Source organism: Peribacillus deserti (genome assembly GCF_002863585.1).
In the GTDB taxonomy this organism is placed as follows: domain Bacteria; phylum Bacillota; class Bacilli; order Bacillales; family DSM-1321; genus Paraperibacillus; species Paraperibacillus deserti_A.
The window spans coordinates 72,665-84,915 of the sequence record NZ_PGUY01000038.1 but is presented as its reverse complement, the minus strand read 5'-3'; the positions used below and the strand labels follow the sequence as shown (position 1 = coordinate 84,915).

Annotated in this window: 10 protein-coding genes; 3 read left to right on the top strand and 7 right to left on the bottom strand. The window is 42.2% G+C overall.

The window, feature by feature from the left end:
* Positions 1-428: 428 nt before the first annotated feature.
* Both ahpC and ahpF read left to right on the top strand, forming a co-directional pair.
* Complete coding sequence (gene ahpC / locus CUU66_RS12660; RefSeq protein WP_101642703.1) at positions 429-992, top strand: alkyl hydroperoxide reductase subunit C; 564 nt, start codon at positions 429-431, stop codon at positions 990-992.
* Positions 993-1,004: 12 nt separating this feature from the next.
* Entirely contained in the window at positions 1,005-2,534 is a 1,530-nt protein-coding gene (ahpF, locus tag CUU66_RS12655; protein WP_101642701.1) for an alkyl hydroperoxide reductase subunit F, read from the top strand.
* Positions 2,535-2,725: 191 nt separating this feature from the next.
* Here ahpF and CUU66_RS12650 read toward each other — a convergent pair whose 3' ends face one another.
* Together CUU66_RS12650 and yeiL are read right to left on the bottom strand one after the other, a co-directional pair.
* Positions 2,726-3,775 (bottom strand): LLM class flavin-dependent oxidoreductase, encoded by a 1,050-nt coding sequence (locus tag CUU66_RS12650; protein ID WP_101642699.1) that lies wholly within the window; start codon positions 3,773-3,775, stop codon positions 2,726-2,728.
* Between the two features lie 133 nt (positions 3,776-3,908).
* Positions 3,909-4,580 (bottom strand): transcriptional regulator YeiL, encoded by a 672-nt coding sequence (gene yeiL / locus CUU66_RS12645; protein WP_101642746.1) that lies wholly within the window; start codon positions 4,578-4,580, stop codon positions 3,909-3,911.
* Positions 4,581-4,738: 158 nt separating this feature from the next.
* On the opposite strand from yeiL, the gene CUU66_RS12640 reads away from it, so the two are divergent.
* Positions 4,739-5,920 carry an MFS transporter gene (locus CUU66_RS12640; RefSeq protein WP_101642697.1) on the top strand — a complete coding sequence of 394 codons (1,182 nt, stop codon included), beginning with the start codon at positions 4,739-4,741 and terminating at the stop codon, positions 5,918-5,920.
* Positions 5,921-6,040: 120 nt separating this feature from the next.
* Here CUU66_RS12640 and CUU66_RS12635 read toward each other — a convergent pair whose 3' ends face one another.
* The 5 genes from CUU66_RS12635 to CUU66_RS12610 all read right to left on the bottom strand — a co-directional run bounded on the left by CUU66_RS12635 (position 6,041) and on the right by CUU66_RS12610 (position 12,185).
* Positions 6,041-6,673, bottom strand: a complete 633-nt coding sequence (locus CUU66_RS12635; protein WP_101642695.1) for a copper homeostasis protein CutC — start codon at positions 6,671-6,673, stop codon at positions 6,041-6,043.
* Positions 6,674-7,594: 921 nt separating this feature from the next.
* Entirely contained in the window at positions 7,595-8,266 is a 672-nt protein-coding gene (locus CUU66_RS12625) for an urease accessory protein UreH domain-containing protein (protein WP_101642692.1), read from the bottom strand.
* 74 nt (positions 8,267-8,340) lie between these two features.
* Positions 8,341-9,591 (bottom strand): lactate racemase domain-containing protein, encoded by a 1,251-nt coding sequence (locus tag CUU66_RS12620; RefSeq protein ID WP_101642690.1) that lies wholly within the window; start codon positions 9,589-9,591, stop codon positions 8,341-8,343.
* Between the two features lie 139 nt (positions 9,592-9,730).
* A complete protein-coding gene (pdxA, locus tag CUU66_RS12615) occupies positions 9,731-10,726 on the bottom strand; it encodes a 4-hydroxythreonine-4-phosphate dehydrogenase PdxA (protein WP_101642688.1) in 996 nt (331 codons plus the stop codon).
* A gap of 115 nt (positions 10,727-10,841) precedes the next feature.
* Positions 10,842-12,185, bottom strand: a complete 1,344-nt coding sequence (locus CUU66_RS12610) for a four-carbon acid sugar kinase family protein (protein WP_257967985.1) — start codon at positions 12,183-12,185, stop codon at positions 10,842-10,844.
* Positions 12,186-12,251: the final 66 nt, after the last annotated feature.

The window sequence follows — 12,251 nt, the reverse complement described above, 5'->3', positions numbered from 1 at the left end:
TTTTCACTCAACTCTTTTTTGAATCTTCGTGAGTCATCACCAACAACACACACCATATTTATTGTCCTTCATCCCCTCTAATAAAGTCCTTTTCCCTACTACTCTATTTCATACAAGAGAGTGTCCCAATTGAGAAAATATGAACATTAATGAAAACATATGATTTATTATAAGAATTTCATCATTATCCAGACTCATTAAAACATTACACAATCAACCTATTTGATTTGAACGCTCATATTAAAAAGAACTCAGGGTGTTAGTCTTGACAAAACAATTAGATTTATATAATAATAAATTTTGAATTAGAATTATTATAGTTAAATAATAATAACTAAGAATTACATTAGAATTGTTATTAGCTGACTATGGGTTCTAAACTATCTATTTATTCATTCTCAAAAAACACACCAGGAGGAATATAAATCATGTCTCTAATTGGAAAAGAAATAACAACTTTCACAGGATCTGCTTACCAGAACGGTGAGTTCATCGAAGTTACTGAAGAAAACCTAAAAGGTAAATGGAGCGTAGTGTGCTTCTATCCAGCAGACTTTACATTTGTCTGCCCGACTGAACTTGAAGATCTTCAAAACCAGTACGCAACTCTACAAGAACTTGGAGTTGAAGTGTATTCAGTTTCAACTGATACTCATTTCACACATAAAGCATGGCACGATCACTCAGAAGCGATCGGCAAGATCGAATACATCATGGTTGGTGACCCTTCACAAAAAATCTCCCGAAACTTTGATGTATTGAACGAAGAAGCAGGTCTTGCAGACCGCGGTACGTTCATCATCGATCCAGATGGTATCGTACAGGCGGTTGAAATCAATGCTGACGGCATCGGCCGTGATGCAAGCACTCTTGTTAACAAGATTAAAGCAGCACAATATGTCCGCAACAATCCTGGTGAAGTCTGCCCTGCAAAATGGCAGGAAGGTGCTGCAACACTTAAGCCAAGCCTTGATCTTGTAGGCAAAATTTAAGGAGCACGAACAATGATACTAGATGCAGATATAAAAGCGCAGTTAGCCCAATATCTCCAAATGATGGAGGGCTCTGTTCTCCTAAAAGTCAGCGCGGGATCCGATGACGTTTCTCGTGACATGCTGGCTCTAGTGGATGAATTGGCCACCATGTCAACCCATATCAAAGTTGAACAAGCACAATTGCAGAAGACACCGAGCTTTAGTGTGAACCGGCCCGGAGAAGATACTGGGGTAATTTTCGCAGGTATCCCTCTAGGACACGAATTTACTTCATTAGTATTAGCCCTCCTGCAGGTCAGCGGAAGAGCTCCAAAGGTTGATCAGAAGATAATTGATCAAGTTAAGAGCATTAAGGGTGAATATCACTTTGAATCATACATCAGCCTGAGCTGTCACAATTGTCCTGATGTTGTACAGGCTCTGAACGTAATGAGCATTCTCAACCCTGGCATTACACATACCATGATTGATGGTGCAGCATTTAAAGAAGAGGTTGAAAGCAAGAACATCATGGCCGTACCTACCGTATTCTTGAATGGAGAATCTTTTGGAAGCGGCCGTATGTCACTAGAAGAGATACTTGCAAAGATCGGCAATGTTCCAGATGCAGCAGAGTTTGCTGATAAGGATCCGTACGACGTACTAGTTGTTGGAGGCGGGCCAGCGGGTGCAAGTGCAGCCATCTATGCAGCCCGTAAAGGCATCCGCACAGGGATTGTTGCTGAACGTTTCGGCGGTCAGGTCATGGACACACTAGGCATCGAGAACTTCATTAGTATGAAATATACCGAAGGACCTAAGCTCGCTGCAAGCCTTGAAGAGCACGTGAAAGAGTATGGCGTCGATGTCATGAACTTACAGCGCGCCAAGCGTTTAGAGAAAAAGGACATCATCGAACTTGAACTTGAAAACGGTGCAGTTCTTAAAAGTAAAACACTCATCCTTTCCACTGGTGCGCGCTGGCGTAATGTCGGTGTACCAGGCGAGGCAGAGTTTAAGAACAAAGGCGTAGCTTACTGCCCTCATTGCGATGGCCCATTATTTGAAGGAAAACACGTTGCGGTTATCGGCGGTGGTAATTCCGGCATTGAGGCGGCAATTGATCTTGCAGGCATTGTGAAACATGTAACAGTCCTTGAGTTCATGCCAGAGCTTAAAGCTGATGTTGTGCTGCAAGAGCGTCTATACAGCCTGCCTAACGTAACGGTTCTGAAGAACGTCCAAACAAAAGAAATTACCGGAACTGATAAAGTAAATGGCATTTCTTACATTGACCGCTCGACAGGAGAAGAACACCATATTGAATTGCAGGGTGTATTTGTCCAGATCGGCCTTGTGCCAAATACCGATTGGCTGGGTGAAACCGTTGAACGAACCCGCTTAGGTGAAATTGTTGTAGACAAGCATGGGTCTACCAACATCCCTGGAGTATTTGCTGCCGGTGACTGTACGGACAGTGCATATAAACAAATCATTATTTCGATGGGCTCAGGTGCTACAGCAGCTTTAGGCGCTTTCGATTATCTAATCCGAAATTAATGAAATGTAAGAAAGCCGCTTATTATCTGATGATAGTAAGCGGCTTTCTTTTTTTCTGTTGGTTCAATTTCGTGAAAGGCACCCAGCATCAGTTTTTACAAGCATTATAGTACGCTTTTAAAGCCCAATCTTCCAAGCTTATGTTACACAAAAAACTCCCTGAGCAATGATGCCGCAGTTGTATCCCCGACTTACTGAGCAGCTTCCCAACCAGCCACTTCTTCCCGAACAATAGGTGCCACTTCTTTGCCCAGCAGTTCGATGGCCTTCATTACATCCGCATGCGGCATGGAACCAACCGGTACATGAAGCATAAACCGCGTGATACCCACGTTCTTTCTGAGATGAATGATTTTTTTAGCTACAGTCTCCGAATCACCCACGTACAGTGCACCCTCAAAGCTTCGTGCCGCATCGAAAGCTGCCCGGCCATAATGCCCCCAGCCCCGCTCCCTTCCAAGTACATTCATGACTTGCTGGGTAGGAGGAAAGAATTTTTCCGCTGCCGTTTCGTTATCCTCTGCAATGAAACCATGTGAATGGGAGGCAATCGGCAATTTAGAGACGTCATGACCAGCCTGAGCTGCTGCCTGCTTATAAAGCTGAACTAATGGAGCAAACTGGACTGGACGTCCTCCTATGATCGCAAGCACCAGTGGCAGCCCTAACAGTCCGGCGCGGATTACCGACTCGCTATTGCCCCCGCTCCCAATCCAGACAGGTAAAGGATCCTGTACCGGACGCGGATACACACCAAGATTATCTATGGCCGGACGATGTTTACCAGACCATGACACAACCTCTGACTTCTGCAATTTCAGCAGCAGATCCAGCTTTTCTTCAAAAAGCTCATTATAATCATTTAAATCATAGCCAAACAGCGGAAACGATTCAATGAAGGAACCACGGCCCGCCATGATTTCCGCACGCCCGTTTGAGATGCCGTCAAGCGTCGCAAAATCCTGGAATACACGTACCGGATCTGCAGAAGAAAGTACAGTGACCGCACTCGTCAGCCGGATACGCTTTGTCTGCGGAGCTGCGGCAGCCAGCACAACAGCTGGAGATGATGCTGCGAAATCCTGGCGATGATGCTCCCCTACCCCAAATACATCCAACCCTACTTGATCAGCAAGCACGATTTCCTCAACGACTTCACGCAATCTCTGTGCATGGCTGATTACTTCGCCCGTTTTAACGTCCGGTGTTGTTTCTACAAATGTACTGATTCCTATCTCCATTAAGCATTCACTCCTGGATTGCAAGATGAATTTGTAAGAGAAGCATGGTTTTACATATCTTCTTCCTACCAATTTACTTTAATATACCTCAACTTCGAGATTTATTCATTACGAATAACCAGATAATTACTTCCTAACCGTTCCTTGACACCCCCGCAAGCTCTTGCAGCCGCTCCCGGTCTTCTATCCAATACTGACGGCCTGATTTGTGCAAATAACCCTTTTCGCAAAAATTTGCCAGGACGTGTAGCAGATGGCGGTAGGAGACGCCGAGAAAATCGCAGACGGTGACGTGCTTTTCTCTGTAAATATCACCGTCAGCCGTCTGCAGGATAAAGTCCGCCAAGCGGTTTTCCAGCGGGAAAGCGAGGCTTTGGGAGTACTTTGCAGCCATTTGTGTAGCCTTCATGCTTAAGAATTTTGTGAGTTCCCTGAGGAATATGATATCACCCAGCATCTGATTGCGGCAGTGATGGAGGGGAATGGCAAAGCAGACCGTCTTTGTAGACGTCTGGATTCCCTTTGTATAGTACACTTCATTGAGCAGCTCCATTTCCCCGATATAGTCATGGGCATTAATGAAATTGATCAGTGACACCTTTCCATTCTGATAGGTCATGTAAATCTTCGCTTTTCCTTCTATTACATAATACAAATAATCTGGACGCATGCCCTCCCGGATAATCCATTCATCCCGCCTGTACTCATGTACCTCTATGTATTCTTCAACCGGAAATGAAAATAACTCAGAGATGGAGTGCTTCTCCAAATACTTCTGTCTTTCCTTCTTTTGAACTTTTTTCATTGCTTTCACCCCAAGAGCACGGGAGCGGTTTGTTATTCTTTGGCACCACCCTGTCCCCATGCCTCCTTTTTCTTGATCATTCTACCTCAAAAATATGAGATTTCTCATATTATTTTACGATTGCTATTGGTATGATGCAATTATTGGAGGAATCGATCATGAACTCTCAACGCTGGATGAGCAGACAATTTTTCAGTTTCTTTTTTACATGGGGTATTTTCCTGCCCTACTGGACCGGATGGATGATCCATGCAAAGGGAATCACAGTGGCGCAGGCAAGCTTGATCATGAGCCTGGGGCTGGTAATAAGAGGACTTTCGACCTTATTTGCTTTCCCGCGTTTATCAGGGAAATTGAGCAGCAAAGTGCTGCTGAACGGCATGGGAATCGGCACGTTCATCTTCCTGCTGCTCTGTATCCCCGCCAATTCTTATACAAGCTTACTGGTCACCGTCTTGTTCCTGCATTTCTTCTACCCGGCACTGATGCCGGCAATGGACACCGCAGCGGGCGTTCTCGTCCAGAACAAGCAATTAAAGCATTACGGCAAGAGCCGCTCCTGGGGCTCCTTCGGCTTCATCGTCAGCGGCATGACCTTGACCTTTTTCACGGGGAAATTTGGGGATGAAGCCATACTGTGGGGACTCCTGCTCGGTGTCTTTGTGCTGGTGTGCCTTGGCATGATGCCCGCTCCTGATGTTCTTACCGAAAAGCCAAAGACAGATCCTGCAGACAGAAGCTCCTTGCTGAAGCCATTCAAGGTCAAACACTTCGGCCTTGTGCTCGTCATTGTAATCCTGCTGCAGGCCGCACATGCTTCCTACTACAGCTATGGGTACATCTATCTCGAGGAAATAAACGCACCTAAATATCTGACAGGTGTCATCCTGAACGTAGGGGTCATCGCGGAAATCCTGTTCTTCCTGATTGCTGACCGCGCCTTCCGCAGATTTTCGGCTGGCTCACTGCTGGCTTTGGCCGCACTGGGTTCCTCCGTCCGATGGATCCTCGTATTTTCCTTTCCAAATGTCGCGGTGTTCTCAGTGTCACAGCTCTTGCACGCCCTATCCTTCGCCATGGGTCACTATGCATTCATGAAATATTTAGTCCAGAACATCCCGCCCAAGGACGTTTCGAAAGCACAGGGGATATACTCTGCTCTTGCCCTAAGCTGGAGCACGGCTGTATTTACCGTATTTGGCGGATTCTTATATGAAATTGAACCAAGATATGCATTCCTCGGAATGCTGGTTTGTTCCATTCCATCCTTTATTGTGGCGCTGGTTTACAGGAAACTCGCAGACAAGAAGCAAATTGCTGCTGAAAAGCTCGCTGGTTAGCAAAAGCATACCCTTTTCGGTATGCTTCTTTTTTTGCAATATTAGTCTAGAGCAAACGGCCGCACAGCTATTCCCTATAAAAACGGAAACCTTTTAGCGTAAAAGAAGGTGGTTGACCTTTTAACCAACTATTCTTGTCCCATGAACTTCGCTAATATTTAATACAGATGAAATGGCATGAAGATTGTTATTGGTAATTCCGCCTCCAGGGAGGATTATGATTCTGCCGGCGGCATAGTCTATATATTCCTGCAACCTGGACAAATGATTTTCGATCTCGGAATCCAATGGGCCTCCATGTGTCAAAATTCGATGTACACCTTGTTTCACCAGCCAATCAATGGCATCAAGCTGGTTTTCAGGTCTTATTTGGTCAAACGCCATATGAAAGGTGACCTCCACCCCTTCAGCCAGCTCTAATAGCGCGGCCATGGCTTCCTCTTCAATCCAGCCTGTATGATTTAAACAGCCAAACACGACTCCATCTGTGCCTAGCTGTTTGAGATGGAGTAAATCAAGCTTCATAATTTCAATTTCTTCATTAGTATAAACAAAATCCCCGCCTCTTGGCCTTACCATAGACATGACCTTAATATTCTTGCTATGACAGTATTCTATGGCCTTTGCAGCAACGCCATGGCTTACGGTTGTACCTCCTGCAGAAAGATTGTCACAAAGCTCAATGCGGCCTGCCCCTTTGGCAATCAGCGTCGAAATTCCCTCAAAGTTCTCTACACATACTTCTTTAAGCATATCTATCCGCCTTACTACTAAAGTTTTACTGCGCGTATTGTCCTGCATGCAAATAGATGATACGGCATCTTGATCGTCTGCCAAACCCTTTAATTCTCACCAAATTGATCAGTATATACAGCAATATCCCCCACGTGCATCGCTCTGTTTTTTCTGTACCAAAAAGATCTTATAAGACCATCTTCCGTACATCCAGAAAGTATCACAGTACACTCATAGAACCTCACTTATAGAAAATAAAATGTATGGCAGCAATCCGAACCAAGCTGCTCGTGGTTATGAATACTATACCTGAGCGGCTCAGTCATTGAATGCGGTTACATGTGAGGTTATTATGTCGTTAATAGGGATAGACGTTCCTCTGAGCTGCCTCTTTATTGCATTTTAAGTTATATCTCTCCCCTTTATAAAAGGCTGTTTTCGCAGACTTTGCTGCTATTGAACAAGAGGTTGATCTCCGCTCCAGGATGCTCGCTTTCCGCGGGGCGGGCGGTGAGCCTCCTCGGCTTTGCCTGCGGGATCTCACCTGATAGAAAAGCGGAAGTGCCTTGTTCAGACCCGACAAGCATAAGACAAGCGGGCCGTGGAAAGCGGTTTTCCTTTCGATGGACCGATTGGCTTATGACTGGAGGGTCTAGGCGCTGGAGCCGGACAATGCCTACTGCTCCCGCAGGAGTCTCGCACCTTACGCTCCAATCACCCTGACTGAACAATAGAGTGACGTAACAAAACTTATTAAAAAACAACAATCTTTTTGAAAAGAGCCTTTTTAATAAGATTAGCCTACACGCATTCATATGAATATCTTCCCAAATTGGCACTTTTTGCTGAGTATCTGAAATGTGCCCTCTAGTGACGAATTCACTCAGCCAATTAATTCGTTCAATTCCCCTTTATGTAAAGCCGCTAGGGGAAAGAAGATTATTGCAGCCACATTTTAAACAATCCTTCTCCTACCCCTAAATTATACATGTAGTAGATACCAAAGACTGTACTGATTACTCCTGTAAACTGGGTAAGAGTTTTATTTAACCCAACTCGATTGGCACTAAAGATAAACGGAATTCCAAGAATGGTTGTAAAGAAAAGCATCCCGAAAACAGTTCCAAAGCCAAATATAAAGATATAAATAGCTGATTCTAAAACTGTGTTAACGGTGCTCATCGTTAATAGCACCATTGCACCGCTCCCAGCCAAACCATGAACGAAACCAATGAACATAGATTTTAAATATGATAGATTTTCTGCTTTATTACTTGATTCACTATTATGTTCTTTTTGATGAACATGTATCTTTTTTAATGAAGTGATCGTGGTAATGCCAAGATAAACCAGCATAATACCTACCAAAAACTCTAGCGACATTGCCCATTTTTCTGGTATTTGACCTTTCATAACCAGAAGGATAATTCCCACTATAAACAATGTTGCAGTATGACCGATTCCCCAAAATACTCCCGCAAGAGAAGAACGGGATAACTTTTTACTTTGACTGGCAATAGTGGATACAGCAATCACATGATCTGGTTCAATTGCATGTTTGATTCCCAGCACAAAGCCTAATCCTAGAATGGATAAAAAGCTTATATCCATTTAGATTCCTCCCCCTTTACCCTTCCATCACCTTTGCTCTCTCTACAATTTTAAATCCTCGCAAAGATTACCTGTTACATCGGCAAAAAATAACCGTCTTCATCAAACTTTATTTCATTGAGATCTTCTAATACTTCGATGTTTTCTTTATCTTTCAACTCGTTAAAAATAACTTCAGATACAAGTAGTTCCCCAATATGAAGAGTGTTTGGAATCCTGACAATTCTTGCATCTTCCCAAGCTACCCCCCAATTAGCACGCAGGGCTGCGTTTAGCGCTTCTTGGTCATTATCAAGAACAATTGGAATTTTAGCGCGATCTAAAAAGGTACTTGTAACAACATTTTCATTCATTGTTTTTAGATCTATCTTTTCAAATAAACGCTTTGTCGTTAAATCAGCTAATCCTATTCCTAGTGCATTCCCGTGGCTGGCCTCACTTAAATTCGAAGCAATAACATATTTGATATTAGGTTTTTTCGGCTCTTCTACTCCTAATACACGAATTCGGCCAATAATATTTGTATCCATACCGGTTCCACTATAGTTTTTTCCGATTTCATCAACAAGCAAAATATCCATCTCATCAACTGGAAGGCTTGGCATTAAATTAAAAGCTTTTTCCAACAATTTTCTTTCCTGATCTTCAATTTCGTCAGGATTAATCGCTTCTATGATGGCTGTTTCTTCATGAGCGTTTTCAACAATAGCGATTCCAAAAAGTGTATTAGAATTTTTAATCGCAACTTTCCCAACTTCTGGCATCATCTCACTGATTCCCTTAATGCCATAAGTGTGCAGAGCCAAAGCTTGCTTATGTTTTCCCATTCCGATCGAAGCCATTTTTAAGACGCCGCTTTCAATCTTATTTTTAAAATCAGTATGCGGCTTAACACGGCCCATAATGATGATTCCATCTGCTTTGTTAGCATGCTTATCAATATATACTGGGATGCCTGCAGACGTTTCTCCGATGACATCTACTTCCATGGATGAACGTATTTCACAGCCAGTAGATTCTTCCGTTACACCCAGTCCTTCTAATACCTCAATTTGCCCTTCAGCAGTAGCCCCGCCATGACTTCCCATAGAAGGAATGATAAACGGTGTTGCCCCTCGCCTTTTAATTTCATCAGCTACACTTTTAACAATTAAAGGAATATTCGCAATCCCTCTGCTTCCAACGGTGATGGCAATCTCCATGCCAGGCTTTATTTTTTCATCAGATTTTACATGGTTAAATTGTTCTGAAATCGTTGCAGGGATATCCTTAATACTTTCTACTTGAAATTTCTGTCTTATTTTTGCGAATTTCGGAAAAGACATCATATTGCTCTCCTTTCAAAATAAAGCACATACAATTTTTGGTTATTGATCAGTGTATTTTGTTATAAGTAACAATAAGCAGCAAGAGATCTACCTTACGACCTCTTGCTTGAATATATGAATCATTTAACTATGCTAATTACTCAGGAGCTAATTCGATCGCCATCCGGATCGCTTCTTTTAACGACAGCTCGTCCGCAATATTTTTCCCAGCAATATCAAAAGCGGTACCATGGTCAACGCTTGTACGGATGATTGGAAGACCAACAGTAATATTAACCCCTGCTTCCAGACCCAGTACTTTAATTGGCCCATGCCCCTGGTCATGATATTGTGCCACAACAATATCAAAATCACCACGTCTTGCTCTAAAGAATAAAGTATCAGCTGGAAGTGGCCCTTGTACATTAATACCCTCTTCCTGTGCTTTTTCTACAGCCGGAATAATTTTTTCTTCTTCTTCTCCATTCCCGAAAAGACCATTTTCTCCAGCATGTGGGTTAATTCCGCAAACTGCGATTCGAGGTGATTTAATGCCTGCTTTTTGTAATGTATCGTGTGCAAGTTTAATAACTGTATATTGACGATCAACATTAATTTTGTTAACTGCATCAATAATTCCAACATGGGTTGTTACATGTATGACCCTTAAACCAGGAGCAGACAGCATCATAGCAAAATCTTTTGTATTTGTTAATTCAGCTAAAATTTCAGTATGACCTGGATAAATATGACCAGCTTTATGAAGCGCTTCTTTATTTAATGGTGCTGTACAAATCCCATGAATTTTCCCTTCATTCGCAAAAGCAATGGCTGTCTCTAAATAGCGGAATGCAGCATTTCCGGCCTCAGCAGAAACTTGTCCCCACGGTAAATTTTCAGATACTAAATCTAAATCTATAATATCAATTGTTCCGCATTCATATTTTGCATCTTCTGGATTTGAAATGCTATTTAATTGAAGCTCGATATTTGTTACATCTAGAGCTTTTTTTAGAATTTTAAGATCTCCCACAACAAATGGACGGCAATTCTCGTAAATGTTTTGATCATTTAAAGATTTGACGATAATTTCGGGTCCGACTCCTGAAGGATCCCCCATTGTAATAGCAATACTTGGTTTATTCACAGCCATAATCATTTCCTCCCGTTATCACATCTTGTTTTTCATTAGTAATGTCGATTTTGAAGTAACTGCCCTGGCAAATACTATGCGTATTTCCCTATGCTTTCAGTAATTAGTTTGCATATTATGAAATATTCGTATATCGCCAATCGCAGTTTCTTATATGGGCATTTATTTCCGTAATGGTTTGTAGAGCTTTTGAAAGTGCTTGTTCAGTTCCAAATGCACCTGCTTTGGTTACCAGCGGAATACCATTAAATGAACCTCCAAACAATTTCCCGTAAGGAATACCAGCCTCTACTTCACCTATTACACGAACTCCTTCGCCATTTAATACTTTGCATGTCGCCCCTGCAATATCCCCGCCTGTTAATACAGTCCCGCAAATATTACTGCTTTCAATTAATTGGCCGGCAATTTCAGCCATAGCTTGGGCAATCGTATTACCAACTTCGAAGTTCGATAGACCAAGTTGACGCTGCAGATCCTTTACGGTATTTATCTTCTCACGCCTACGATTGGTCGTTACCACTAAATCGCCTTTTTCCAGTAAATCATGGCCAGCTTTCACAACTCGTTCAATTTCCAGTTTTCTCCTACCTTCATAAAAGAATTCTTCAGGAGAAATAACAATTTCATTAATATTATATGTCTCTTTCATATCTTGAATTTGACGCTCAATAATAGAATTTACACTACCTGCTACTACCAGAACTGGAAGTCTGTTACCGACATGTTTCTGAGATATTTGTTCTTCAGATAGACCTGTGTTGAAAAGATGATAAGCAATACCGGCGGAACCAACCCAGAGTATGTTTTCATTTAAAATCTGAGCGGCTTCGACAATGGTCTTTAGTTCTTCATCGGTAGTCGCGTCCACGATAATAATTTTTGAAGTTTTTCCTGATGTCATCTCATTCATTTTTTTTGATAAATGACTCTTACCTTTTTCTACATCAGACATGGAAATTAATTCGACAGGCCGCTTACTTTGTCCCTGCAGCAGTTTTGGCAGATAACTTTCTTTTACTGGGCAGGCAGGATCCAAAGCTATTTCACTTTCTGCCAACAGTACACCATTGACATAGTGATTCCCATTTTTTGTAATTCGGTTACTCTTCGGAAAAGCCGGTACTATAAAAGAGGTCTTATAATGAAATACATCCATTACGGCCTCAATTTCCTGGCCAACGTTTCCCCTCATAGTGGAATCAATCTTCTTAAAGACTTTTGAAACATTTAGTTTTTTCAATTGTGCTGCCACATTATAAACTACTTCATAAGCCTTCCCTGAATTTAATGCACGACTATCTGAATTTAAAACAATGACATCTTCACTTAAATGTGATGCTTGTAATTCTGTATCTGAAAATAGCACTGTCGTATTTAAACCTTGTTTTGCAAATTGGACACCAGTATCATTTGCACCTGTCAAATCATCTGCAATAACTGCTAATTTCACCTGCACACCGACCCCCTTTACGTATTACTTCATTCTTAGTTGCATATTTATTTTTTTGGCTTTATTCGCCTT

Excerpts from the sequence above, each read along its gene's own strand:
- ahpC (WP_101642703.1), top strand. The coding sequence starts at position 429 with ATGTCTCTAATTGGAAAAGAAATAACAACTTTCACAGGATCTGCTTAC.
- ahpF (WP_101642701.1), top strand. The coding sequence starts at position 1,005 with ATGATACTAGATGCAGATATAAAAGCGCAGTTAGCCCAATATCTCCAA.
- CUU66_RS12650 (WP_101642699.1), bottom strand. The coding sequence starts at position 3,775 with ATGGAGATAGGAATCAGTACATTTGTAGAAACAACACCGGACGTTAAA.
- yeiL (WP_101642746.1), bottom strand. The coding sequence starts at position 4,580 with ATGAAAAAAGTTCAAAAGAAGGAAAGACAGAAGTATTTGGAGAAGCAC.
- CUU66_RS12640 (WP_101642697.1), top strand. The coding sequence starts at position 4,739 with ATGAACTCTCAACGCTGGATGAGCAGACAATTTTTCAGTTTCTTTTTT.
- CUU66_RS12635 (WP_101642695.1), bottom strand. The coding sequence starts at position 6,673 with ATGCTTAAAGAAGTATGTGTAGAGAACTTTGAGGGAATTTCGACGCTG.
- CUU66_RS12625 (WP_101642692.1), bottom strand. The coding sequence starts at position 8,266 with ATGGATATAAGCTTTTTATCCATTCTAGGATTAGGCTTTGTGCTGGGA.
- CUU66_RS12620 (WP_101642690.1), bottom strand. The coding sequence starts at position 9,591 with ATGTCTTTTCCGAAATTCGCAAAAATAAGACAGAAATTTCAAGTAGAA.
- pdxA (WP_101642688.1), bottom strand. The coding sequence starts at position 10,726 with ATGGCTGTGAATAAACCAAGTATTGCTATTACAATGGGGGATCCTTCA.